Origin of the sequence: Pseudooceanicola nitratireducens (assembly GCF_900109195.1) — a bacterium.
GTDB lineage: Bacteria > Pseudomonadota > Alphaproteobacteria > Rhodobacterales > Rhodobacteraceae > Pseudooceanicola > Pseudooceanicola nitratireducens.
In genome coordinates this window covers 860,446-883,656 of sequence record NZ_FNZG01000002.1, presented here as the reverse complement: position 1 = coordinate 883,656, position 23,211 = coordinate 860,446, and the positions used below count along the sequence as shown (strand labels likewise).

23 protein-coding genes are annotated in these 23,211 nt (G+C 63.9%); 8 read left to right on the top strand and 15 right to left on the bottom strand.

Going from position 1 to position 23,211, the window contains the following annotated elements; translation table 11 throughout:
• Positions 1-439 precede the first annotated feature (439 nt).
• Positions 440-925, top strand: a complete 486-nt coding sequence (locus BMX99_RS10125; RefSeq protein ID WP_244525513.1) for a MarR family winged helix-turn-helix transcriptional regulator — start codon at positions 440-442, stop codon at positions 923-925.
• A 22-nt stretch (positions 926-947) separates the two neighbouring features.
• Here BMX99_RS10125 and BMX99_RS10120 read toward each other — a convergent pair whose 3' ends face one another.
• Positions 948-2,810 (bottom strand): FAD-dependent monooxygenase, encoded by a 1,863-nt coding sequence (locus BMX99_RS10120; RefSeq protein WP_093450811.1) that lies wholly within the window; start codon positions 2,808-2,810, stop codon positions 948-950.
• A 106-nt stretch (positions 2,811-2,916) separates the two neighbouring features.
• On the opposite strand from BMX99_RS10120, the gene BMX99_RS10115 reads away from it, so the two are divergent.
• Both BMX99_RS10115 and acuI read left to right on the top strand, forming a co-directional pair.
• Positions 2,917-3,366 (top strand): MarR family winged helix-turn-helix transcriptional regulator, encoded by a 450-nt coding sequence (locus BMX99_RS10115; RefSeq protein WP_093450808.1) that lies wholly within the window; start codon positions 2,917-2,919, stop codon positions 3,364-3,366.
• Between the two features lie 81 nt (positions 3,367-3,447).
• Positions 3,448-4,443: an acrylyl-CoA reductase (NADPH) gene (gene acuI / locus BMX99_RS10110; RefSeq protein WP_093450805.1), complete on the top strand. Its 996-nt coding sequence runs from the start codon at positions 3,448-3,450 to the stop codon at positions 4,441-4,443.
• Positions 4,444-4,516: 73 nt separating this feature from the next.
• Here acuI and BMX99_RS10105 read toward each other — a convergent pair whose 3' ends face one another.
• From BMX99_RS10105 to BMX99_RS10090, 4 genes are all read right to left on the bottom strand, one after another.
• A complete protein-coding gene (locus BMX99_RS10105; RefSeq protein ID WP_093450802.1) occupies positions 4,517-4,912 on the bottom strand; it encodes a hypothetical protein in 396 nt (131 codons plus the stop codon).
• A gap of 267 nt (positions 4,913-5,179) precedes the next feature.
• Positions 5,180-6,061 (bottom strand): amidohydrolase family protein, encoded by an 882-nt coding sequence (locus BMX99_RS10100; RefSeq protein WP_093450799.1) that lies wholly within the window; start codon positions 6,059-6,061, stop codon positions 5,180-5,182.
• 31 nt (positions 6,062-6,092) lie between these two features.
• Complete coding sequence (locus BMX99_RS10095; protein WP_093450796.1) at positions 6,093-6,572, bottom strand: MarR family winged helix-turn-helix transcriptional regulator; 480 nt, start codon at positions 6,570-6,572, stop codon at positions 6,093-6,095.
• Entirely contained in the window at positions 6,569-7,363 is a 795-nt protein-coding gene (locus BMX99_RS10090) for a crotonase/enoyl-CoA hydratase family protein (protein ID WP_093450793.1), read from the bottom strand. Before BMX99_RS10090 ends, BMX99_RS10095 begins: the two co-directional genes overlap by 4 nt.
• Before the next feature lie 88 nt (positions 7,364-7,451).
• On the opposite strand from BMX99_RS10090, the gene BMX99_RS10085 reads away from it, so the two are divergent.
• Together BMX99_RS10085 and BMX99_RS10080 are read left to right on the top strand one after the other, a co-directional pair.
• Positions 7,452-9,290 (top strand): feruloyl-CoA synthase, encoded by a 1,839-nt coding sequence (locus BMX99_RS10085; RefSeq protein ID WP_093450790.1) that lies wholly within the window; start codon positions 7,452-7,454, stop codon positions 9,288-9,290.
• Positions 9,290-10,048, top strand: coding sequence for an SDR family NAD(P)-dependent oxidoreductase (locus BMX99_RS10080; protein ID WP_093450788.1), 759 nt, complete (start codon positions 9,290-9,292; stop codon positions 10,046-10,048). The genes BMX99_RS10085 and BMX99_RS10080 overlap by 1 nt, the downstream gene beginning before the upstream one ends.
• 390 nt (positions 10,049-10,438) lie before the next feature.
• Here BMX99_RS10080 and BMX99_RS10075 read toward each other — a convergent pair whose 3' ends face one another.
• The 8 genes from BMX99_RS10075 to BMX99_RS10040 form a co-directional block, all read right to left on the bottom strand.
• Positions 10,439-11,584, bottom strand: coding sequence for an iron-containing alcohol dehydrogenase (locus BMX99_RS10075; RefSeq protein WP_093450785.1), 1,146 nt, complete (start codon positions 11,582-11,584; stop codon positions 10,439-10,441).
• Positions 11,581-12,963, bottom strand: a complete 1,383-nt coding sequence (locus tag BMX99_RS10070; protein WP_093450783.1) for an aldehyde dehydrogenase family protein — start codon at positions 12,961-12,963, stop codon at positions 11,581-11,583. The genes BMX99_RS10075 and BMX99_RS10070 overlap by 4 nt, the downstream gene beginning before the upstream one ends.
• Complete coding sequence (locus BMX99_RS10065) at positions 12,956-13,324, bottom strand: VOC family protein (RefSeq protein ID WP_093450781.1); 369 nt, start codon at positions 13,322-13,324, stop codon at positions 12,956-12,958. Before BMX99_RS10065 ends, BMX99_RS10070 begins: the two co-directional genes overlap by 8 nt.
• A 1-nt stretch (position 13,325) precedes the next feature.
• Complete coding sequence (locus BMX99_RS10060) at positions 13,326-14,690, bottom strand: glutamine synthetase family protein (protein WP_093450778.1); 1,365 nt, start codon at positions 14,688-14,690, stop codon at positions 13,326-13,328.
• Positions 14,691-14,794: 104 nt separating this feature from the next.
• The gene (locus tag BMX99_RS10055) at positions 14,795-15,832 is read right to left on the bottom strand and encodes a TRAP transporter substrate-binding protein (protein WP_093450775.1); all 1,038 of its coding nucleotides are present in this window, start codon (positions 15,830-15,832) and stop codon (positions 14,795-14,797) included.
• A gap of 55 nt (positions 15,833-15,887) precedes the next feature.
• Complete coding sequence (locus BMX99_RS10050) at positions 15,888-17,216, bottom strand: TRAP transporter large permease (protein WP_093450773.1); 1,329 nt, start codon at positions 17,214-17,216, stop codon at positions 15,888-15,890.
• Positions 17,206-17,790, bottom strand: a complete 585-nt coding sequence (locus BMX99_RS10045) for a TRAP transporter small permease subunit (protein ID WP_093450770.1) — start codon at positions 17,788-17,790, stop codon at positions 17,206-17,208. Before BMX99_RS10045 ends, BMX99_RS10050 begins: the two co-directional genes overlap by 11 nt.
• Positions 17,787-18,560 (bottom strand): N-formylglutamate amidohydrolase, encoded by a 774-nt coding sequence (locus tag BMX99_RS10040; protein ID WP_093450767.1) that lies wholly within the window; start codon positions 18,558-18,560, stop codon positions 17,787-17,789. Before BMX99_RS10040 ends, BMX99_RS10045 begins: the two co-directional genes overlap by 4 nt.
• Positions 18,561-18,687: 127 nt before the next feature.
• On the opposite strand from BMX99_RS10040, the gene BMX99_RS10035 reads away from it, so the two are divergent.
• The 3 genes from BMX99_RS10035 to BMX99_RS10025 all read left to right on the top strand — a co-directional run bounded on the left by BMX99_RS10035 (position 18,688) and on the right by BMX99_RS10025 (position 21,334).
• On the top strand, positions 18,688-19,551 hold the full coding sequence (locus BMX99_RS10035) for a MurR/RpiR family transcriptional regulator (protein WP_093450764.1): 864 nt from the start codon (positions 18,688-18,690) through the stop codon (positions 19,549-19,551).
• 137 nt (positions 19,552-19,688) lie between these two features.
• Positions 19,689-20,942 carry a UbiA family prenyltransferase gene (locus tag BMX99_RS10030; protein WP_093450761.1) on the top strand — a complete coding sequence of 418 codons (1,254 nt, stop codon included), beginning with the start codon at positions 19,689-19,691 and terminating at the stop codon, positions 20,940-20,942.
• Positions 20,939-21,334, top strand: coding sequence for a GtrA family protein (locus BMX99_RS10025; protein WP_244525512.1), 396 nt, complete (start codon positions 20,939-20,941; stop codon positions 21,332-21,334). Before BMX99_RS10030 ends, BMX99_RS10025 begins: the two co-directional genes overlap by 4 nt.
• Before the next feature lie 6 nt (positions 21,335-21,340).
• Here the strand turns inward: BMX99_RS10025 and BMX99_RS10020 are convergent, their stop codons facing one another.
• Together BMX99_RS10020 and BMX99_RS10015 are read right to left on the bottom strand one after the other, a co-directional pair.
• Positions 21,341-22,012 (bottom strand): 4-carboxy-4-hydroxy-2-oxoadipate aldolase/oxaloacetate decarboxylase, encoded by a 672-nt coding sequence (locus tag BMX99_RS10020; protein ID WP_093450755.1) that lies wholly within the window; start codon positions 22,010-22,012, stop codon positions 21,341-21,343.
• A gap of 61 nt (positions 22,013-22,073) precedes the next feature.
• The gene (locus BMX99_RS10015) at positions 22,074-23,033 is read right to left on the bottom strand and encodes a VOC family protein (protein WP_170848700.1); all 960 of its coding nucleotides are present in this window, start codon (positions 23,031-23,033) and stop codon (positions 22,074-22,076) included.
• Between the last annotated feature and the right edge of the window lie 178 nt (positions 23,034-23,211).

Here is a 23,211-nt window from a genome sequence, read left to right as displayed (position 1 = left end):
CAGGCTCCAACCCTTCACCGGACACATTCATTTTCGCCGACGACGGCGACTTCCGACCGCAATTGGAAACGGCACAACGACCGATTTCGGGAAGGGCACGGCTAACGCAGTCTCACCTGTTTTACCGCTTGCCCAGAGAGCCAGAAGCCCGACTTCGCCGCCCTGCGCTATTACTACAGGATGAAAACCGCGTGCGCGCACCCTCTTAATCCGATCGAACGGTCCGGCAGCAGTGCCTTCGTCTTGGGTCCTACCCCCCGACCACGTTGTGATTGAGGATTTCGAACCCGACCCCGACCGCCCCGACAAGGTCAACGCCAACCAAGGCCAAGGCTGATCGGCACCCGGGTCGAATTGCCCCAATAGCGCAAATAGCCATTGCACCTGCAATGATGTTCCTGCCACCCTTGGGCCCAACCCTGGGCCCTGCCCCGAGAAGATGTTTCAGACAGCCCCGGACCCCATGACCGACACGCCCTCAACCGACCTGCCGCCGCTGCCCGAGTTCGATTTGTTCGCCTTTACGCCCTATCGGCTGGCGGTGGCCGCCAAACGCACCAGCGACGAACTGGCCCGCCAGTATCGCGACCGCTTCGGCATCACGATCCCCGAGTGGCGGGTGATGGTGCATCTGGCGCATTCAGGCAAAGTCTCGGTCCGGGATATCGAAGCCCGTGTCGCCATGGAGAAATACGAAGTGTCGCGCGCGGCAAAACGCCTGCGCGAGGCCGGGCTGATCGAGCGTCGTGAAAACCCCGAAGACCGCCGCCTGGTGATCCTGGCCCTTACCCCGGAGGGCCACGCCTTGATGGCGCGGATTCTGCCCATGGCCCGCGCCCATCAGGCCCAGATCGAGGAGCGGCTTGGCCCCGCCTTCGCCCAGCTTGAGGCCGGCCTTGCAAAGCTTCTGGCAGAAACCGACTGACGATTTTGCAACCTTTGCAAGATCAAGCGGACAGAAATACCCCTTGGAAAAAGCGGTTCAGATCCTCGACCGCATCCAGTGGCAGCACATTCGCAACATATTGGTCGGGTCGCACCACGACCAGCGCACCGACCTTCCGGTCGATGCCGCGCATGTCAAAGATGTCCGCCGCGGGATCCGCGCAGAAGATCTTTTCGTAGTCTTTCAGGCCGAACCGCCCCTTGGCCGGGGTCAGAAGCGCGGGCATCTCTTCCAGCGCCAGATCCCGGAAACCTGGCTGAAACACCGCGCGCAGATCGATGAGACGATCAATATCCTCGCCCGCGCGCAGGCTGCGGGTCAGACAGGACCCCGGGGCCCCGAGTGCCGCGCAAAGCCGGGCGATGCCACCATCCGGACCGCCGCGATCGCCCGCCCCGGCAAAGGCAAAGACCCGCCAACGCGCGTCGGCCTGGACCACGTGGCCCAGGTGCAGCGGCTTGGCATCGGCCAGCCGGATGACCGGGGCGGAATGGAACCGCGTGCCGATCTCGAACCCCGGGGCCAGTGCCTGATGCCTGGCATCGCCGGTCAGGGCCGAGGGCGGATAAGTGACTGACATGCCTGCCGTATAGCGGCCGTGCTCGATGAAATACTTCTGGAATTTGGGCGTCTCGCCTTCCTCTCCCGAGGGGCGTTCGGACATGATCCGCGACCATTCCCGGTCAAAGTCGATTAGGTCCTGCGCCACCGCCTGACGTTCCTGCGAATAGCTTTTCAGAAGCTCAGGTGCGGCGCGCCCGGTCAGCACACTGACCAGTTTCCAGCCCAGGTTGAAGGCATCCCCCATCGAGACATTCATCCCCTGCCCGGCCTTGGGCGAATGGGTGTGACAGGCGTCGCCGGCGATAAAAACACGCGGCTGCGCGCCGTCGCGGGCGTCATCGAAAGCATCTGTCAGCCGTTGGCCGATCTCATAGACCGACCACCAGACCACGTCTTTCACATCAAGTACATAGGGCGCAAAAATGCGCTGTGCGGCGGCGATCAGCTCTTCGACCTGGATGTTGCGGCCAGCGACACGTTCGCCTTCGGCCAGCTTGTCCATCTCGATGTAGAAGCGCACCAGGTAGCCGCCCTCGCGCGGGATGATCAGCAGGTTGCCCTGGGTCACCGACTGGATCAGCGTCTTGTTGCGGATGTCGGGAAAATCGGTGGTGCAGAGCACGTCCATCACCCCCCAGGCCTTGTTGGCGCTGTCGCCGACCAGCTCTCGCCCGATCGCCTTGCGCACGGTGCTGCGCGCCCCGTCGCAGCCCACGACATAGCGGGCGCGGATCTGCTGTTCCTCGCGCGTGTCGACATGGCGCAGGGTGACGCGGACGGGGTGGTCGCCGGTGTCGTCCACGGTCAGGTCCGCGATCTCGGTCCCGTAGTCCGGCACCAGACGCGAGGGCGATTTGCGCATGATCTCCAGGTACATGTCATGCACGCGGGCCTGGTTCATGATCATGTGCGGCATCTCGGACAGCCCGTCCTGAACATCCTGGACGCGGCCGATGCGTTCCAGCTTCTGATCGCCGGTCTTCCAGAAGGTCGTTTCCCGCACATCATGGCCTTGCGCCAGGATCGTGTGGGCGAAACCGAAGGCGTTGAACATCTCCATCGACCGGCAGGAGATCCCGTCGGCCTGCCCCCGCTCGATCGGGCCGGGCTTGCGTTCGACGATACGGGTCGTGATGTCCGAAAACCCCGCCAGCTGCGCCGCCAGGGTCAGCCCTGCGGGTCCGCACCCCACGATCAGCACGTCCAGTTCGGCAGGCATCGGCGCATCCAGGCTGCGCCCTGGAGCGGCATCGTGAAGGGTCGGATCGCCGGGCTTGAAACCGTTCAGGTGGTACTGCATGGGGGATCCTCCTATTTGATATGTACACTTACTAAATAACAGCACCCCGCCCGGTCAAGAAAAATGATATGCCTAGATATCATCATCTGCTAAACCCCTGAGCACGATGAACGATACCCCGATCAAAACCCGCAGCTCTGCCCTGCCCGGCCACCTGATCCGGCGGCTTCACCAGCTGTCCACGCGGGTCTTCACCGAAGAAACCCGGGCCGCGGGATTCGATCTGACCCCGGTGCAATTCGTTGCGCTGGATGCCTTGCGGGAAAACAACGGCATCGATCAGGCCCGCCTGGCCGAGGCCATCGCCAAGGACCGCGCCACCGTGGGGTCGGTGATCGACCGGCTGGAACAGAAGGGTCTGATCGCCCGCCAGGTCAGCCGCCGCGACAAGCGTGCGCGGGAACTGACGTTGACGGATGAGGGCGCGGCGCTGGTGGCGGCGATGACCCCAGTGGTCGAGGCGCTGCAAGCCCGCATCCTGCCCGGCCTGACCGCGCAGGAATACGACCAGTTCATCGCCCTTGCGGCCAAGGCCACGGCCTTCGCCCCCGAATAGCTGACCGATCAGGCGTCCGGATCATCGACTCGACCTGCCACGGGGATCGCGCTAACGATTCCACAAGGAAGAGGAGATATCATGTCCGAGACATTCGACGCCTACGTCATCACCCGCGATGAGGAAACCAAACAGCAGTCTGGCGGCTGGACCCAGGTCAGCACCGATGACCTGCCCGAAGGGGATGTGACCATCCGCGTGCGCCACACGACGATGAACTACAAAGATGCGCTGGCCATCACCGGCAAAAGCCCCGTGGTTCGTCGCTTTCCCATGGTCCCCGGCATCGACATCGCCGGAGAGGTCGTGGCCTCGGACAGCCCCGACTACGCCGTCGGGGATGAGGTCATCATGAACGGCTGGGGCGTCGGAGAGGTGCACTGGGGCGGCTATGCGACCTATGCCCGGATGAAGTCCGACTGGCTGCTGAAAAAGCCCGCCGGCCTGTCCGGTGCGGAATGCATGGCCATCGGCACCGGCGGCTATACCGCAGCGCTTTGCGTGCAGCGCCTGCTGGATGCGGGCCTGACCCCGGAAAGCGGCACGGTACTGGTCACCGGCGCATCCGGCGGCGTGGGCTCCTTTGCCATTTCGCTGCTGTCGTCGATGGGCTTCACCGTCGCCGCCTCGACCGGGCGTGCCGAAGAAGAACCCTATCTGCGCGGCCTGGGCGCAAGTGAGATCGTCGATCGCAACACCCTTTCCGGCAAGGGCCGTCCCCTGGACAAAGAACTATACGCCGGTGCGGTCGATTCCGTCGGCTCCACCACGCTGGCCAACGTGCTGTCGCAGGTCAAATACGACGGCACCGTCGCCGCCTGTGGCCTGGCGCAGGGCTTTGACCTGCCCGCGACCGTGATGCCCTTTATCCTGCGCGGCGTGACCCTGGCCGGGGTCGACAGCGTCATGGCCCCCAAGGCCCGTCGCGAAGCCGCCTATGCCCTGCTGGACAAGCATCTGGACCGCGCGAAACTGGCCGAGATCACCCAAGAGGCCGACATTCGCAACGTCGACCAGCTGGCCGCCGACCTGATCGACGGCAAGGTGCGCGGCCGCCTGGTGTTTGCTGTATCCTGACGCCAGCCCACGACAACAAAGGCCTGTCCCCGGATCGCTCCGGGGGCATGGACCGCGCCCTGGCCCCTGGTCGTCAGGCGTAGAAATCCACGATCGGCCGCGAGGTATCGAGCCCCGCTTCTTCCAGCTTCTGCAAGAGCATCGTGGTGAAATCCTCTTCCGGCGGGATGTCGTCGGTATCCGCCAGCACCTCGGCCACGATCGAAGCCAGCGTCTGAACCTGCGGGCTGTCAGGCCACCCCGGCGCGTGGCGGTTCACGCGGGCCGTGTCACGCGGGGCGCTTTGCCCCTGGGCCTGGCCCGTGTCGCGCAGCGGCAGTTTGACCACCGTCGCGCCTGTTGTTTCCTCTGAACTTGTGGCCGCAGGGCGACTGGTCGTGTCGGTCCTGGCCAGCATCTTGTCCACGATTTGCTTCTGCGTCGGGGACAGCGCGACCTGGCTCACGCGGGCCACCTCTGCCGGTGGCATGGCACTTTCCGTTTGCATCATGGTGCTGTTCCGAATGTCTGCCGGGCCTAGTCCCGGTAACAAAGATTAAAGCCCCGGAACCTTTCCATCCGATTAACGCGCAAAAAGAAAATCAGAAAAGACAAACCCCCGCCGCCCGAGGGCGACAGGGGGTTCTACACGTGCAGTTTCAGTCAAATCCGCAAAGTTCACGGATCTTATGCCACCTTCACGAATTCCTTGACCAGACGGATACAGCGCATCCACCGGCCGGGCTGCGCAGATCCCTCAGGCCGCGCCCAGCAGACGCATGGCGTTTTCCTTCAGGATCAGCGGGCGCACCTCGTCCTTGATCGGGATCTCTTCGAAATCCTTCAGCCAGCGGTCGGGCGTGATCGCGGGCCAATCGGACCCGAACAGCATCTTCTTCTTCAGGATCGTGTTGGCATACTTGATGAAGATCTCGGGGAAGTACTTGGGTGACCAGCCGGACATGTCGATATAGACGTTCGGCTTGTGGGTCGCGACCATCAGGCCTTCCTCGGTCCAGGGGAAGGATGGATGCGCCAGGATGATCTTCATGTCGGGGAAATCCACGGCCACGTCATCGACGTGCACCGGGTTCGAATACTTCAGCCGCATCCCCATGCCGCCGCGCATCCCCGATCCCACGCCGGTCTGCCCGGTGTGGAATAGGGCAATCGCGCCCTCTTCCTCGATCGCCTGATACATTTCATAGGCGATCTTGTGATCGTTCGGCCAGAAGCCCTGCATCGTGGGGTGGAACTTGAACCCGCGCACGCCGAAATCGCGAACCAGACGCCGCACTTCGCGCACCCCCGCCTTGCCCTTGTGCGGGTCGATCGAGGCGAAGGGGATCAGGATGTCGTCATTCTCGGCACAGAGCTGGGCGACTTCTTCGTTGCTGTAGCGTTTGAACCCCGTCTCGCGTTCCGCATCCACGGGGAAGATCACCGCGCCGATCTTGCGTTCACGGAAATACTCGGCGGTCTGTGGCACGGTCGGCAGCATGCCCTCGGCCCCGGCGGGGTTGCGGAAATACTTGGCCATGCCGGCCTGAAATTCGTTATAGCCGTCGTCCCGCCCGTGGTTGCAGGGTTCCTCTGCATGGGTGTGGATGTCGATGGCGATCAACTCGTCAAAATTCATGTCTCTCCTCCTCTGCGCCGTGGCGCATACGTCACGAACCGGGGGTCAGCCCGGTGAATTTCTGTAGCAGGGCAATCAGTTGCGCCGCCTCATCGGGGCTAAGCCGGTCGGTTTCGCTTTGCGCGTAGTCAAAGAACTCCTGCGCGTGATCCTCGACAAAAGCGCTGCCGGATCGGGTCAGCCTCAGCTCGATCCCACGGCGGTCTCCTTCGGGGATTGTGCGTTCGATCAGCCCGTCTTCTTCGAAGCTGCGCACCAGCTTGGTCATATGCGCCCGCTTGATCCGCAGCTTTTCGGCCACCGCCCCCTGGCGCACGCCCGGATTCAGATGCACCACCCAGAGGACCGAGAATTCGCCCGGCTTCAGCCCGGATTTCCCCAGCTGGTCGAAGAAATTGTCAAAGACTTCCAGCTGGCCGACCCGGAACAGGAAGCCAAGCGACCCGGCCAGTTGGCCCAGCCGCAGCTCGGCCTCGTCCGAGCGGTCGACCACCAGCTGCACCCGGCTCACTTGCCGGGATGCGACAGGCGCGCCGCGCTTTTGTTGAGGAAGGCATTCAGGCGCTCCTCGGCTTCCGGAGAGGAGGCGGCCATCGAAGCGACGAAGCTTTCCAGGAACAGCCCGTCGGCGCGCGACATGTCCCCGACCCGCGGCAGCGCGTGGATGATGGAATAATTCGACATCTCGGCATTCTGCGCCGCCTTGCGCGCCAGGTCGATGGCAAATGCCTTCGCCTCGCCTTCGCCGACGACGTATTGGCACAGGTTCCAATGCTCCCCCTGCTCGGCCGAGACGGTGCGCCCGGTCAGCATCATGTCTGTCATCCGCGCCACGCCGCACAGCCGCCCGACGCGAACCGAGGCACCACCGCCGACGAAAATACCGCGCGTGCCTTCGGGCAGCGCGAAGAAGGTCGTCGCATCAGCCACCCGAATATGCGTCGCCGCCGCCAGTTCAAGCCCGCCACCCACGACGGCCCCGTGCAGGGCGCTGAAGAAGGGGATCTTGCCCGCTTCGATCCGGTCAAAGACGGCGTGCCAGCTGCGCGAATGGTGCACCCCCTCGATCGGAGAGCGTTTGACATGTTCCGCCAGGTCCAGACCGGCGCAGAAATGCTTGCCATTGCCGCAGATCACGGCGGCCTTGGCTTCTTCCTGGGCGCGGTCCACGGCGGCAGCCAGGGCCTTGATCACCCGGTCGCTGACGGCATTGCGTTTCTCGGGCCGGTTCAGCGTGATGACCGCGACCTCTCCATCCAGGTCGTAAAGGACGATGTCTTTGTCGGATTCACTGTCGGACATGGCTTCCCTCATTTTTCGCATTGATTGTTTCCCAGAAAATTGTTTCCTTGTAAACGAAATTCTCGGGCGCAGAGGGAGGAGACCCAGGATGGCACATGCAGAAGGCTACCGTCAGGCCAAGTTGTGGGACCCCCAGCTGGCGTGGGAGGAGCGCCCGGACGGGTCCTGGCTGATCTGGCGCGAAGACCCGATCGCCGACTACCCCGCACGTATGACCGACCGCATCGACCATTGGGCCGCGCAGACGCCCGACACCACATGGATGGCGGAACGGGACGGCGACGATTGGCGGCGGGTCACCTACGCGGATCTGGCGGCACAGGTGCGGACACGCGGGCAATGGCTGCTGGATCAGGGGCTGACGGTGGAACGGCCGCTGATGATCCTGTCGGAGAACAGCATCGAACACGCGGTGATTGCCATGGCCGCGCAATATGTTGGCATCCCCTCGGCGGCGATTTCCCCGGCCTATTCGCTGGTCGCCTCGGACTATGCCAAGCTGACCGGCATCGCCCAGCAGATCACCCCCGGAGCGGTCTTTGCGCAAAAGGCTGGCCACTTTGAGGATGCGATCCTGAAGGCCCTGCCCGAAGACATCATCGTCCTCACCACCGAAGGCCAGGTGGCGGGCCGTCCGACGACCCTGTGGGCGGACGCAACCGCCACCCCGCGCGACGTGGATGCGGCCCATGCGGCGACAGGCCCGGACAGCGTGGTCAAGTTCCTGTTCACCTCTGGCACCACCGGCACGCCCAAGGCGGTGACCCAGACCAACCGGATGCTGGCCTCGAATCAGGAAATCGTTGCCGATTGCTACGCCTTCCTGCGGGACGAGCCGCCCGTGGTCGTCAACTGGCTGCCCTGGAGCCATACCGCCGCCGGCAACAAAGTCTTCAACATGGTGCTGTATAACGGCGGCACCTATTACATCGATCACGGCAAGCCGACGCCGGGCGGCATGGCCGAAACGATCCGCAACCTGCGAGAGGTCTCTCCCAACTGGCACCTGACCGTGCCAGCGGGCTATGACGCCCTGGTCCGCGCGATGGAGACCGACGACCAATTGCGGGAAAGCTTCTTTCGCAATCTCAAGCACATGATGTACGCCGGTGCCGGTCTGGCCCAGCACACCTGGACCCGGATCGAGGATCTGGCCGAACAGACCGTCGGCCACAAGGTGCTGATGTCCACCGGCCTCGGCTCGACCGAGACGGCCCCCTTTTCGCTGTATTGCACCGACCCGCAGGAGGGGCCGGGCAATGTGGGCATCCCCTCTCAGGGCGTGGTCATGAAACTGGTCCCGGCCGAGGGCAAGCTCGAGGTGCGGATCAAGGGGCCGAACGTCACGCCCGGCTACTGGCGCAACGCCGAAATGACCGCCAAGGCCTTTGACGACGAAGGATTCTACATGCTGGGCGACGCGCTGCGCTTCGCGGAAGAGGGCAACCCCTGGAAGGGCTTCGTCTTCGACGGCCGCATCGCCGAGAACTTCAAACTTCAGACCGGCACCTGGGTCGCCGTCGGGGCCCTGCGTGCCAAGCTGGTGGACCAGATGGGCGGGCTGGCCTCGAACGCGGTGATCGCGGGCGAAAACCGTGAACGGCTGACCGCGCTGCTGGTGCCCGACATGGCGCGCCTGGCCCTGCTGGCCCCCGACACCCCTGCCGATCAGCTGACCCGTCACCCGGCAGTGCACGAGGCCGTGGCCGAGAAGCTGGCGGCCCATGCGGCCAGCGCGGGCGGCTCCTCGGGGCGGGTGACGGCGGTTCTTCTGATGGACCAGCCGCTGGATCTGGACAAGGGCGAGGTGACGGACAAGGGTTCGGTCAACCAGCGTGCGGTGCTGCGCCACCGTGCGGATCTGGTCGAAAGGTTGTACACGGCGGGTGACGTGGATGTCATCACGCCGAAGAGGGAGGAAAGCTGATGAAAATTCAAGGACATGGTGCGCTGGTCACCGGTGGCGGATCCGGGCTTGGCCAGGCGGTCGCCCGCATGCTGGCTGAAAACGGTGCGAAGGTCACCGTGCTGGACCGGAACGCTGACGCCGCCGAGGCCATGGCGCAGGAACTGGGCGGCGCGGCCGCCGCAGGTGACGTCACATCCGAGGACGACGTGCAGAAGGCCGTCGACACCGCCGACGCCCTGGCCCCGCTGCGCATCGTGGTGAACTGCGCCGGCATCGGCCCGCCGGAAAAGATGGTTGGCAAGAATGGCCCCATGCCGCTGGCCAACTTCGAGACGGTGATCAAGGTCAACCTGATCGGCACGTTCAACGTCGCCCGCCTGGCCGCCGCGAAGATGATCGAAAAGGATCCCATCGAGGATCTGGCGCGCGGGGCCATCGTCAACACCGCATCCGTTGCGGCCTTTGACGGGCAGATCGGCCAGACGGCCTATTCGGCATCCAAAGGCGGCATCGTCGGCATGACCCTGCCCATGGCGCGGGAACTTGCGCGGTCGGGCATCCGGGTGAACACGATTGCACCGGGGATCTTCAAGACGCCGCTTCTGGCATCTTTGCCCGAGGATGTGCAGGAAAGCCTGGGCCACCAGGTCCCCTACCCCTCGCGTCTGGGCGATCCGGCGGATTTCGCCAATGCCGCGAAGTTCCTGATCGAGACGCAATACATGAACGGAGAGGTCATCCGTCTGGATGGTGCGATCCGTATGGCGCCAAAGTAAGGGCCTGGTTTTTCGTGTCTCTTGTGCCGCCTGCCCGGAGCCTCGGGTGGGCGGTTTTTCTTTGCCTGAGAGTTCAGTTTCGTGAGCGCATGCCAGTCCAATTGCGTGATAAATCGCCATGTCAGTGATGCTTAGAAGCAAAAATGACTTGGTGTCGGTGATATTGCTCTCATAGGGCAGCGCCGCCCCGCGGGGGTGATCTGGCTTCTCGGAAATCGTCCAATGGACGATTTCGCCTGATCACGGGCGGAGCCATGGGGCGCAAAAGCGCCGCCCCAGGGGGGCGGGACGGCGCTGCCCGGCGTGCCGCCGGGCCGGGAAAAACTCAACGCAAACAAAAACGGCGCGGGACATGCCCGCGCCGCCTGAAATCAGAAAACCAAAAACCCCTTACATCGCCGCTTTGAACAGCGCCGTCAGGTTCTCGGTCGTCAGTTCGACGGGGTTGCCGCCGCAGGACGGATCCTCAAGCGCCATGGCGACCAGGTCGTCGATGCGGTCAGCCTGAACGCCCATCTCGCCCAGCCCCTTGGGGATCTGGAAGCGCGCGTTGAAATCATCGACGAAGCTGCGGAACCCGTCGAAGCCGCCGGAAATGCCCAGGTATTCCCCGGCCCGGTCGAACCTGTCGCGGATCAGCGGCGCGTTCAGGTCCAGAACGGCGGGCATGCAGACCGCGTTGGTGGTGCCGTGGTGCGTGTTGTAGACCGCGCCAATCGGGTGGCTCATCGCGTGGATCGCGCCCAGGCCCTTCTGGAAGGCGGTCGCGCCCATGGCGGCGGCGGACATCATGTTCGCCCGCGCCTCGATATCCGTGCCGTCGTCATAGGCGCGCGGCAGGTTGTCGATGACCAAGCGCATGCCCTCGAGCGCGATGCCCTGGCTCATCGGGTGGTAATGCGGCGAGGAAAACGCCTCGACGCAATGGGCAAAGGCGTCAAGGCCGGTGCCGGCGGTGATATGCTTGGGCATGCCAACCGTCAGCTCGGGGTCGCAGATCACCACCGTCGGCAGCACCTTGGGATGGAAGATGATCTTTTTCACATGGGTTTCGGAATTGGTGATGACGCTGGCGCGGCCCACTTCGGATCCGGTGCCGGCGGTGGTCGGCACGGCGATGATCGGCGCGATGCCTTCGGGGTCGGCGCGGGTCCACCAATCGCCGATATCCTCGAAATCCCAGACCGGGCGCGACTGACCCGCCATGAAGGCGACCATCTTGCCCAGATCCAGACCCGAGCCGCCGCCAAAGGCGATGACACCGTCATGGCCGCCTTCGCGGTAGACCTTCAGCCCGGCCTCCAGGTTGACCTCTGACGGGTTGGGGTCGACCTCGGCAAAAAGGCCACGCCCCAGGCCGGCACTGTCCAGGATGTCCAGCGCCTTGGTGGTGATCTCCATGCTTTTCAGACCCTTGTCGGTCACCAGCAGGGGGTTCTTCATGCCTGCGGCGATGCAGGCCTCGGGCAGTTCGGCGATGCGGCCGGCGCCAAAGCGGATGGCCGTGGGATAGGACCAGTTGGCGGTCAGGCTCATGATGTCACCTTCTTCATGTGGTAGGATTTCGGACGGGTCAGGTTGTGATAGCCGATCACCGACAGCCCGCCGCCGCGCCCGGTATCCTTGCAGCCGGTCCAGCACAAGCCGGGATCCAGGTAATCGGCCCGGTTGAGGAAGACGGTCCCGGTTTCGATCCGGTCCCCGATCGCCGCCGCACGGTCGATATCCGCTGTCCAGAGCGACGCGGTCAACCCGTAGTGGCTGTCATTCATCAGCGCCACGGCCTCGTCATCGGAAGACACCTTCATGATGCCGACCACGGGGCCAAAGCTTTCCTCGCGCATGACTTCCATGTCGTGGGTCACATTGGTCAGCACCTGCGGCGTCAGATAGGCCCCGCCGTCATCGGCCGGGTCCGTCGGGATATGCGCCACGGCCCCTGCGGCGACTGCGGCGTCGATCTGGTCGCGCACAAGTTGTGCAAATCGCACATGCGCCATGGGGCCCAGGGTGGTTTCCCCGTTCAGCGGATTGCCCAATTTCAACGTTTTCGCCCAGGCGACGGCCTTTTCCACAAAGGCGTCATAGAGGCTTTCGTGCACGTAGATCCGTTCGATCCCGCAGCAGCACTGGCCCGAGTTGAACAGCGCCCCGTCCATCAGCGTATTGACCGCCGCGTCCAGATCCGCGTCCTCCATCACATAGCCCGGGTCCTTGCCGCCCAATTCGGTCGAGACCGGCACAAAGGTGCCCGCCGCCGCGCGTTCCATCGCCTGGCCGCCACCGACCGATCCGGTGAAGTTGACGAAATCGAAGGCGCGCGCCTTGAGCAGTTCGTTCGTCGTGTCATGCGACAGGAAGACGTTCTGGAACACATCCTCGGGGACACCGGCGGAATGGAAAGCCTTTGCCATGCGTTCGCCGACCAGCAGCGTCTGGGTCGCGTGTTTCAGCACCACGGTATTGCCCGCGATCAGCGCCGGGGCGACCGTGTTGATGGCGGTCATGTAGGGATAATTCCAGGGCGCGACAACAAAGACGACACCCCAGGGCACGCGGCGGATATAGCGGCGGAAGGTTTCATCCTCGCCCACCTCGATATCGGCAAGGCTGTCGGCGGCGATCTTGGCCATATGGCTGGCGCGTTCGTTGAAGCCGCCGAATTCACCGCCGAATTTCACCGGGCGGCCCATCATATGCGCCAGTTCGGGCACGATTTCGTCGTTCATCGCGCCGACGGCGGCGACACCGGCCATCACCAGGTCGATCCGCTCCTGCAGGGGGCGCGCGGCCCAGGCGGCCTGCGCGTCACGCGCGCGGGCGGCGGCGGCCTTGCCTTCGTCCAGCGTCAGGACAGGGCGTTCCGCAAAGACGCTACCGTCAATCGGAGAGATACATTGCAACATGTCAGTCATAGCGGCTCACTTCGATCAGATTGCCATCGGGGTCATTGAAATAGACCGAGGTGATGGGACCTAGAGCGCCCGATTTCGCAACCGGCCCTTCCACCACGGCGATGTTTTCCTGTGCCAGCCGGTCAAGCACGTCCTGAACCGGCCAGTTGGTGATCAGACACAGATCCCCCGACCCGATACAGGCGTGATTACGCTGTTCCTGGCCCAGGGTCTGCAGGTTGATCTTCTGATTGCCGAAGGCCAGCGCGCGCCGCCCCCCGGCAAATGTCACGGCCTCGACCCCCAGCACGCGGGTGTAGAAGGCAACCGAGGCCTCAATGTCCCGCACGGTGAGGACGAGGTGGTCGATACGTTCGATCATATCAGGCCCGTTCGAACCCGCGTTCGATTTCCCAGTCGGTGACGATGCGGTCGTATTCCTCCTGCTCCCATTCGGCGCAGCGGACATAGTGATCCACGACGAAATCGCCAAAGGCCTCGCGCAGCAGGGCCGAATTCTTCAGCGTCTCGGTCGCCTCGCGCAGGGACGTCGGGATTTCTTCGACGTTCTCGGCGTCGTAGACATCGCCGCGGGTCGGCGGGGCCAGTTCCAGCCCCTCTTCGATGCCCTTGATCCCGGCGGCCAGAAGCGCGGCCTGTGCCAGGTAGGGGTTCAGATCCGACCCGCCGATCCGGCATTCCATGCGCACGCCCTTGGTGCCTTCGCCACACAGACGGAAGGCGGCGGTGCGGTTGTCGACGGACCAGACCGATTTCGTCGGCGCAAAGGTGCCCTTGGCAAAGCGTTTATAGCTGTTGACGTAAGGGGCCAGGAAGAAGGTGTAGTCGCGGGCGTATTTGATCAGACCCGCGCAGAAGTTCTTCATCACCGGGGACATGCCGTGTTCGTCATTCTTGTCGAAGAACGCGGCCTCCGCCCCCTTCCACAGCGACATGTGCACGTGGCTGGACGACCCGACCTTGTCCGACGCCCATTTCGCCAGGAACGAGGCCGAGATGCCGTTGGCCCAGGCGATTTCCTTGGTCGCATGCTTGGCGATCGTGTGGTTGTCGGCGCAGTCCATCGCTTCGGCGTAGCGGATGTTCAACTCCTGCTGGCCCAGCTCGGCCTCGCCCTTGGTGTTCTCGACCGGGATGCCGGCACCGACCAAATGATTGCGCAGCGGGCGCATCATGCCCTCTTCCTTGGTGGTCTGGAACAGGTTGTAATCTTCGTTGTGACCCGACAGCGGCACCAGCTCCTGGTAGCCTTCCTTCTGCAGGGTCCGGTAATCTTTCTCGAACAGGAAGAACTCCAGCTCGGTCGCCATCATGGCGTCAAAGCCCAGATCCTTCAGCCGCGCGATCTGGCGTTTCAGCATCTCGCGCGGCGAATGGGCGACGGGGGCATGGGTGTGGTGATCTTCCAGATCGCCCAGCACCAGCGCGGTACCTTCCAACCAGGGAACCAGACGCAGCGTCGACAGGTCAGGCTTCAGCGTATAGTCGCCATAGCCCGACTCCCACGAGGTCGCCTTGTACCCCTTGGGCGTGGACATCACCAGGTCGGTGGCCAGCAGGTAGTTGCAGCAATGGGTTTCCTCGACCGAATGTTCGATGAAGTTCGACACGTGGAAGCGTTTGCCCATCAGGCGGCCCTGCATATCCACCAGGGCCACCAGAACGGTGTCGATTTCCCCGGTCGCGGCCATTTCCTTGAGCGTTTCGAATGTCAGGTTGCCCGGCATGTCTTTCCCCTTGTTTCACGCGCCAAGGTGGCCCCGAAAGGCCACCTTGCTGTTTCGTTAGGAGGGCCCGCGCGGGGCCGCCCTGCATCGTCATCGTCGACGGGTCAGCCGTTGGTGTACGGCGGGCCTGCCTGGTTGATGACGCCGTTGTATTCCTTGAAGATGTTGACGATCTTCTGCTGGATTTCACCTTCCTGGGCAATCTCTTCCCAGAAGGCCTTGGCGGCATTTTCGACCTCGGCCCATTCGGCGGCCGGCACGGTGCGCAGTTCCAGCTGATCGCCGGTGGCGCGCAGCTTGGCCTCGCCGCCCCAGTACCACTGGTTGCGGTAGGTGTGACCGGCTTCGATTGCCGACATGACGACGGCCTTGAGGTGCTCGGGCAGGTCCGCCCAACGTTTCTCGTTCACGAAGTAGGACCCGATCCAAGCCCCCGAGATGTTGTTGGTCAGGAAGTAGTCGGTGACGTTCGCCCAGCCGACGGTGTAATCCTCGGTGATGCCCGACCAGGCCATACCGTCCAGCTCACCGGTCTGCACCGCGACCTCGGCATCCTCGTAAGGAATGTTCATCGGCACGACGCCGAATTGCGCCAGGAAGCGGCCCGCGGTCGGGAAGGTATAAAGCTTCAGCCCGTCCAGATCCGCGACCGAGGTGATTTCCTTCTTGGTGTTGAAGTTACACGGGTCCTGACCCGCGGCCGACAGCCACTTGACGCCGACCTTGGCGTATTCCTCTTCCCAGATCTCTTTCAGGCCGTACTGGTTGAACAGCACCGGCACGTCGAGGATGTGCTTGGTGGCAAAGGGGAAATAGCCGCCGAACTGGCGCAGCGGGGTCGGCGACGCCATCGAGTCGTCGTCCGAATGCACCGCGTCGATGGTGCCACGCTGCAGCGCCTGGAACAGCTCTCCGGTCGGGACGATCTGATCGGCGTAGAACAGCTCGACCTCGAGCTCACCATTGGAGGCGTTGTTGATGTAGTCGACGATCGGCTTGGTCACATGTTCGCCAAGCGCCGCACCGGCATAGGTCTGCCAGCGCCACTTGATTGCGCTTTGCGCCCGGACGACGGCCGGAGCAGCCAGCGCCGCCGGGGCCGCGGCCGCTGCGCCGCGAAGGAAGGAACGTCTTGTTGTCATTACTCTCTCTCCTGTTGGTTTCGAATTACGCGACCGGTTGATCCGGCCTTATGGTTCATCTGGAATAGATCAGATCAGGCAGCCAAAGGGCGATCTGCGGGAAGGCCATGACGATCACCAGCGCCACCACCATGACACCCACGAAGGGGATGATGGACCGGTAGATGTCCTTCAGCCCGATCTCGGGCGGGGCCATGGCCCGCATCAGAAACAGGTTATAGCCGAAGGGCGGCGTCATATAGGCGATCTGACAGGTGATCGTATACAGCACACCGTACCAGATCAGGTTGAACCCCAGCTCGCCAACAAGCGGCACGTAAAGCGGCGCAACGATGACCAGCATGGCGGTGTCGTCCAGGAAGGTGCCCATCACCAGGAAGGACAGCTGCATCAGGATCAGGATGACCCAGGGGTTCAGGCCCAGCCGTTCGGTAAAGAGGCTCTCGATCGCCTTGACCGCGCCCAGCCCGTCGAAGACCGCGCCAAAGGCCAGCGCCGCCAGGATGATCCACATGAACATGCAGGTGATGCCCAGGGTCTGGCGGATGCAGGTTTCGAACACCCTGCGCGTCATCCGGCCCTTCAGCACCGCCGCCAGGAAGGCCGCCAGCGCCCCGATGGCCGAGCTTTCGACAAGCGAGGTATAGCCCTTCACGAAGGGAAACATCATGATGAAGAAGATCGCCAGCGGCAGCAGCCCCGCCCGCAGCAGCCGCAGCTTTTCGCCCAGGGGAACGGCGTCGCGTTCTTCCTTGGGCAGCACCGGGCCAAGCGCCGGGTTCAGCTTGCAGCGCACGGCGATGTAGATCACGAAAAGCGCCGCCATCATCAGCCCCGGCAGCACGCCCGCCAGCCACAGCTGCCCCACGGGTTGCCGCGCGATCATCGCGTACAACACCAGCACGACCGAGGGCGGCACCAGGATCCCAAGCGAGGACCCCGCCTGGATCACCCCGGTCACCATTGTCTTGTCATAGCCGCGTTTCAGCAGTTCCGGCAGCGCGATGGTGGCCCCGATGGCCATGCCCGCGACCGACAGGCCGTTCATGGCGGAAATCAGCACCATCAGGAAGATCGTGCCAATGGCCAGCCCGCCCGACAGCCCGCCCATCCAGACGTGGAACATCTTGTACAGGTCGTCGGCAATCTTCGATTCCGACATCACGTAGCCCATGAAGATGAACATCGGCAGGGTCAGCAGCGGATACCACCGCATCAGCTTGATCGCGGCGGAAAACCCGATGTCATAGCCGCCCCGGTCGCCCCACAGCAGGATCGCCGCGATGACGGCGACAAAGCCGATGGCCCCGAAGACACGCTGCCCGGTGAACAGCATGACCATCATGGTCGAGAACATGAGGATGGCGATCAGCTCATAGGGCATCGGCGGCGTCTTTCTGATCGGCAGAGGCTGTGTTTTTCTGATCCGGACCCGCACCCTGATCAGGGCGCATCGGCTTTCCGGTTTTAAGGAAGATGATGTCCTTGAACAGCTCGGACAGCGATTGCAGCAGCATCAAGGTGATGCCCGTGCACATGATGACCTTGATCGGCCAGATATAGGGCCGCCAGACCGACGACGACCTCTCACCGCCGTATTGGAAGGCGTAGATCGTCGACTCGATCCCGCCCCACAGCAGCACGCCCAGGTAGGCCAGCAGGAAGAAGACGGTGATCGCGTCGAACCAGGCCTTCCGGCGGGGCGAGAAATCGCCATAGAACAGGTCCATCCGTACGTTCGATCCCATCTGGATCGCGTAGGGCCCGCCCAGGATGTAATAGCCGACCATGATGAACTGGGCCATTTCCAGCGTCCACAGCGACGGGCTTCCGGCCGCCTTGGAAAAGGTCGACCACAGCAGAACGCCCATCAGGACGAAGATGCCGAACATCATCAGCCGGCCCAGGCGGTAGTTGAACGCATCCACCACCGTGATGAAGCGGCGCATCGCCTTCATGCGGTGGCCTCCTGTGTCTGTCCCGGCTGCGGCAGGATCGCGCGCAGCGTCTCGGCCAGGTGATCGGCCATGGCGGCCGCGCCTTCCGGCGGCTCGATCAGGTCGTTCTGCACCTCGATCATCAGCGCGGGCAGACCCTGGCTTTCGCCATGTTTTTCAAGCGTGTAGGTCACGCCGTCCCCGGCCCCGTAGGGTTCGTTCAGCGCGCTTGCGTACTGCCCGCGGGTCTGTTCGACCTGCAAGGCCGCCTGCGCCAGCGCGCCATCAGAATGGAACAGATAGCCCAGTTCGACCGCGCGCTCCTGGCCCAGGTAGATCCGGGTGAAACTGTGCACGGTGATCAGCGCCACCGGCCCCGCGACCCGCGCCCGCTGCGTCGCGACCGTTTCGGCCAGGGCGTCATGGAAGGGGGTATGAAGCCGGTCAAACCGGTCGCGGCGCGCCGTGTCGGACAGCCCCTGGTTGCCCGGAATTTCAAAGACCTCGCTGACCGGCGGGATCGCCGTGGGCGACTCCAGCGGGCGGTTGAGGTCATAGACAAGCCGTGATGTCGCCCCCGCCACCAGCGGCGCGTCCAGCCGTTCGGCCAGGCCCCGCGCCACGGCAAGGGCCCCGATATCCCAGGCCGCATGCGACGTCAGCGCCGCCCCCGTCAGCCCCAGGTCGTTCAGATCGGCGGGAATGTGGCGCGACGCATGTTCGCAGACCAGCACGACAGGCGCAGCCCCGTCCGGGCGGAAACGCTCTACCGCTGTCCAGTCGTCTTGCACGGATTTTGCCCCCCGGTTCCGATCCCTCGTCTTGTTGTAGAGATCACTACAGAATTTTCTGGCCTGTCAAGAATATTCCTGTAACTATTTTTACAAACGCGCAGAGTTTGTACAGAAAGGAACCACCTTGGAAAGCAGACCACTGGTTCGGGACCTGCTGCGGGAACGGCAGTCCGATCTGACCGCGTCCGAACGCAAGCTCTCGGCCGTGCTGCAAGAGGATTCGCTGGTCGCCGGGCTGCAATCGATCACCCGCCTGGCCGAGATGGCCGAGGTCTCGACCCCGACGGTGATCCGCCTGGCGCGCAAGCTGGGCTTTGACGGCTTTCCCGACCTGCAGAATGCCATCCGCGAAGAACTGGCCGAACGGATCAAACGCCCCCTGGCCAAGCTGGACGCCGCCCTGACCGATGCCCGCGACCATATCGTGTCGCAGTTTGCCGAAACCGTGTCATCGAACATCAACCGCACGCTCGACCGGCTGGACCTTGCCGAATTCGACGCGGTTGGTCAGCTGCTGTCGGATCCCACGATGCGTATCTACCTGCTGGGCGGGCGCATCACCCGGTCGAACGCGCATTACTTCTTCAACCACCTGCAGATCATCCGGCCGAACGTGCACCTGCTGGACAGCTCGCCCTCGGTCTGGCCGCAGTCGCTGCTGGACATGAACGAAACCTCGGTCCTCGTGGTCTTCGACATCCGCCGGTATGAACGCGAGCTTGAGAAGCTGGCCCGCCTGGCCGTCGAACAGGGCGCGCGCATCGTGCTGTTCACCGATGCCTGGGGATCGCCTATCGAAAAGGTCGCCGCGCATACCTTCCGCTCGATGGTCGAGGTGCCGTCAAGCTGGGACAGCACCCTGGCCATCAACTTCCTGATCGAGGCGCTGGTGGCCGAGATCCAGCGCCTTGGCCCGGATCAAAGCGCCGAACGGATCGCGGCGCTGGAGAACATGCTGGGGGAATCCCGGATCTTCCGGAACACCTAATCGCCCTGCGCCCACGCCCCGGCGAGTCCCCCGCGCAACGCCTTGACCCAAAAGCCCCGCCCCACGGGGCCCGCGCTTGCGCGCCCCCGGCCCCGCCCCGATACTGCCGGCACTTTCCCCGGACCGGAGCCTGATCCTTGCCCGACACCCTGCCCCAAACGTCCAGCCCCCAGGGTGATGCCACCAGGGTCATTCCGCTTGAGGGCGGGCTGCTGCGCAGCCGTCTGCGCCAGGAACAATTCTGGCAGGCCTTCGGTCAGGGCTGGACCGGACCGCTGACGACCCTTGCCGCACTGGCGCGCGGGCGGCAGGCTCTGCGCGACCACCTGGACCGGCATTCCACGCTGGATCCGGCCACCCTGCCCTATGATCCCGACGTGGTGGCAGACCTTGGCCGCCCCGACGCGCCCGTAACCCTATCGGCCAAATACCCCAAGGGCATCGCCCGCCAGATCGCCGACCACCATGGCATCGCGACAATCATCGAAGGAAAGGCCGCACCCCAGGCCACGCCCCGGAAACGCGACGTGCTGCGCGCCCTGCGCCCGCATCAATGGCTGAAGAACCTGCTGGTCTTCCTGCCGATGCTGGCCGCGCATCAGCTGGACGCCGCGACCTTTGCCGCCGCCCTTCTAGCCTTTGTCAGCTTCAGCCTGGTTGCCTCCTCGGTCTACGTGCTGAACGATCTGCTGGACCTTGCTGCCGACCGCGCCCATCCGCGCAAATGCAACCGCCCCTTTGCCAGCGGCGCGGTGCCGCTGTCCTATGGATCGGTCCTGGCCCCGGCGCTGCTGATCGCCGGCGGGGCCGTCGCAGCCCCCCTCGGCCCGACCTTCATCGCGGTGCTGGCGATCTACTATGGCGCGACCATGCTCTATTCCTTCAGCCTGAAACGCCACATGGTGATCGACATCTGCATGCTGGCGGGGCTGTACATCATGCGGATGATCGCGGGCAGCACGGCGACGAAGATCCCGCTGTCGGTCTGGCTGCTGGCCTTCGCGCTGTTCATCTTCCTGTCGCTGGCGGCGGTCAAACGGCAGGCCGAACTGGTGGACGCCGCCGGGCGCGGCGCACTGGCGTCCTCGGGCCGAGGGTATCAGGTGGCGGACCTGCCCATCATCTCGATGATTGCGCTGTGTTCGGGCTATGTCTCGGTCCTGGTGATGGCGCTTTACGTCAATTCGCCGAACGTGGTCGAACTTTATGCCCAGCCCGCAGCCCTTTGGGCGGTCTGTGCGGTGCTGCTCTACTGGATCACGCGCACGGTGCTTCTGACCCATCGGGGGCAGATGCATGACGACCCGGTGGTCTTTGCCCTGCGCGACCGGATCAGCCAGATCTGTTTCGCGGTGATCGCTGGATGCGTTCTGATCGGGGCACTGTTGTGAGCCTGATCGCCCGCTACACCGCCTTTGCCGTGATCGCCACGCTGGCCAACCTAGGCGTGCAGCGCCTTGTGCTGGGCGGGGCTGACACGCCCCTGCGCCTGGTGCTTGCCATGGCGGCAGGCACGCTGGTCGGGCTGGTGGTGAAATACGTCCTGGACAAGCGCTGGATCTTTGACGACCGCAGCACCGGGGCCCGCGCCCATGCCCGCCGCTTCACCGCCTACACGGTGATGGGCGGCGTCACGACGCTGATCTTCTGGGGCAGCGAAACGGCCTTCTGGTTGGCCTTCGGCACGGACCTGGCACGCGAAGGCGGGGCAATCCTGGGGCTGAGCATCGGCTACGTGGTCAAGTACCAGCTGGACAAACGCTATGTCTTCACCCCCGCCTGAGGGGGGTTAGACGTACTTCAGCCCTTTCTCGGCCAGCCGTCCGCGCATGTCGTAGATGTCCAGCCCCAGCTCTCCGCTGGCCAGGCGCTGGCGCTTGGCCTCTTCGGCGGCAAGGCGTGCTTCGGCCTTTTCCAGCACCGCCTCGGCCTCGTCCCGGCGAACGACACAGACACCATCGTCATCGGCCACGATGATGTCGCCCGCCTGGATCGTCTGACCGGCGCAGACCACCGGCACGTTCACCGAGCCAAGCGTTTCCTTCACCGTGCCCTGCGCGGAAATCGCCCGCGACCAGACCGGGAAGCCCATCTGCGTCAGATCGCGGATGTCGCGCACGCCCGCGTCGATCACCAGCCCGCGACAGCCGCGCGCCATGGCGCTTGTGGCCAGCAGATCGCCGAAATACCCGTTGTCGCAGGGCGAGGTCGGGGCAAGCACCAGGATGTCGCCCTCTTGCAGCTGTTCGATCGCTACATGCACCATCCAGTTGTCCCCCGGCGGGGCCGAGATGGTGACCGCCGATCCCGCGATCTGCGCGCCGGAATAGATCGGCCGCATGTGGCTTTGCAGGCATCCCTTGCGCCCCTGCGCCTCGTGCACCGTGGCCACACCGGCCCGGCCCAGGGCGTCGATCACCGGTGCCTCCGCGCGGGGTATGTTCTGTACGACAACTGCCATCTTGTTCACTTTCCTTGCTGATGTCCCGATCCATGCAGGACGCACTGCCCCGGGGGGCGGCCTAGCCTTTGACCGGCGGCGTACCATGGGTGTGGAAGGACGGAATGGTCTTCAGCCCCCAGGCCTGGCCCTTCTTGCGATCGCTTTCGGTCCATTTCACCGGCTGCCAGTCCGGGGCCAGGATCAGCCGCGCCCCGGCATTGGCCAGTTCGACCCGGTTGCCCGCCGGTTCCCAGACATACAGGAAGAAGGTTCCCTGGATCGCGTGCTTGTGCGGGCCGGTTTCGATATGCACCCCGTTCTGCAGGAAGATATCGGCGGCGCGCAGGATGTCTTCGCGCTGGTCGGTGGCATAGGTCACGTGATGCAACCGGCCATCGCCGCCGCCGTGTTCCTCGGTACAGGCCAGGTCATAGGTCTTGTTGTTGACCGTGAACCAGCATCCGCCGATCCGCCCGTTGTCCAGCTGGATGTATTCCGTCACGCGCGACCCCAGGCAGGTCTCCATGAAGCGGCGGAATTCGGTGACATCCTCGGACAGCAGGTTCAGGTGGTCGATCCTTCGCGGGGCCGCCCCGGTGAAGGACGAGGCGGTGTTCTTCAGTGCCGCCTGGTCTTCGCCCTCGGCCTCGTACCAGCGGGTGTCATAGTAGATCTCGAAGACATGGCCGAAGGGGTCTTCGAACCGGAAGGCGCGGCCATGGCCCAGATCGCCTTCGACCCAGCCGTGGGTCTTGTAGCCTGAGGCCTCGATCACCGCCACGCGCCGCTCCAGCGCCTCGGGGCTGGCGGCGCGATAGCCGATATGCCCGACGCCCGTCGTCTCGGCGCGGGTCAATTTCAGCGTGTGGAATTCGTAATCGTCCCAGGCCCGCAGATAGGCGCTGGTCTCGTCCTCTCCGGACAGTTTCAGACCGTAGACGCGGGTGAAGAAATCCAGGCTTTCCTCGTATTTGTCGGTCAGCATCTCGACATGGCCAAGATGCGCAAGATCCATGCTGGGGTTGGTCGGCTGTTCCATTGCGATCCCTTGGTTGCCTCCGCGCTGACGGAGGCGTGACCGGCCCTTGGCGGGCGATCTCTCCTCCGTTTCCCTGGGGGTGGTGATTTCATCGCCATCCCCCTGCGGCAAGTTGAAAGCCTGTCCCTTGCCATAAGTATGCGCTATACTCACCTGCCTTCGCCGCCCTTATCGGAGG

Bases quoted from the DNA above. Each gene is read 5' to 3' on its own strand.
- BMX99_RS10125 (WP_244525513.1), top strand. From the start codon at position 440: ATGTTTCAGACAGCCCCGGACCCCATGACCGACACGCCCTCAACCGAC.
- BMX99_RS10120 (WP_093450811.1), bottom strand. From the start codon at position 2,810: ATGCAGTACCACCTGAACGGTTTCAAGCCCGGCGATCCGACCCTTCAC.
- BMX99_RS10115 (WP_093450808.1), top strand. From the start codon at position 2,917: ATGAACGATACCCCGATCAAAACCCGCAGCTCTGCCCTGCCCGGCCAC.
- acuI (WP_093450805.1), top strand. From the start codon at position 3,448: ATGTCCGAGACATTCGACGCCTACGTCATCACCCGCGATGAGGAAACC.
- BMX99_RS10105 (WP_093450802.1), bottom strand. From the start codon at position 4,912: ATGCCACCGGCAGAGGTGGCCCGCGTGAGCCAGGTCGCGCTGTCCCCG.
- BMX99_RS10100 (WP_093450799.1), bottom strand. From the start codon at position 6,061: ATGAATTTTGACGAGTTGATCGCCATCGACATCCACACCCATGCAGAG.
- BMX99_RS10090 (WP_093450793.1), bottom strand. From the start codon at position 7,363: ATGTCCGACAGTGAATCCGACAAAGACATCGTCCTTTACGACCTGGAT.
- BMX99_RS10085 (WP_093450790.1), top strand. From the start codon at position 7,452: ATGGCACATGCAGAAGGCTACCGTCAGGCCAAGTTGTGGGACCCCCAG.
- BMX99_RS10080 (WP_093450788.1), top strand. From the start codon at position 9,290: ATGAAAATTCAAGGACATGGTGCGCTGGTCACCGGTGGCGGATCCGGG.
- BMX99_RS10075 (WP_093450785.1), bottom strand. From the start codon at position 11,584: ATGAGCCTGACCGCCAACTGGTCCTATCCCACGGCCATCCGCTTTGGC.
- BMX99_RS10070 (WP_093450783.1), bottom strand. From the start codon at position 12,963: ATGACTGACATGTTGCAATGTATCTCTCCGATTGACGGTAGCGTCTTT.
- BMX99_RS10065 (WP_093450781.1), bottom strand. From the start codon at position 13,324: ATGATCGAACGTATCGACCACCTCGTCCTCACCGTGCGGGACATTGAG.
- BMX99_RS10060 (WP_093450778.1), bottom strand. From the start codon at position 14,690: ATGCCGGGCAACCTGACATTCGAAACGCTCAAGGAAATGGCCGCGACC.
- BMX99_RS10055 (WP_093450775.1), bottom strand. From the start codon at position 15,832: ATGACAACAAGACGTTCCTTCCTTCGCGGCGCAGCGGCCGCGGCCCCG.
- BMX99_RS10050 (WP_093450773.1), bottom strand. From the start codon at position 17,216: ATGCCCTATGAGCTGATCGCCATCCTCATGTTCTCGACCATGATGGTC.
- BMX99_RS10045 (WP_093450770.1), bottom strand. From the start codon at position 17,790: ATGAAGGCGATGCGCCGCTTCATCACGGTGGTGGATGCGTTCAACTAC.
- BMX99_RS10020 (WP_093450755.1), bottom strand. From the start codon at position 22,012: ATGGCAGTTGTCGTACAGAACATACCCCGCGCGGAGGCACCGGTGATC.
- BMX99_RS10015 (WP_170848700.1), bottom strand. From the start codon at position 23,033: ATGGAACAGCCGACCAACCCCAGCATGGATCTTGCGCATCTTGGCCAT.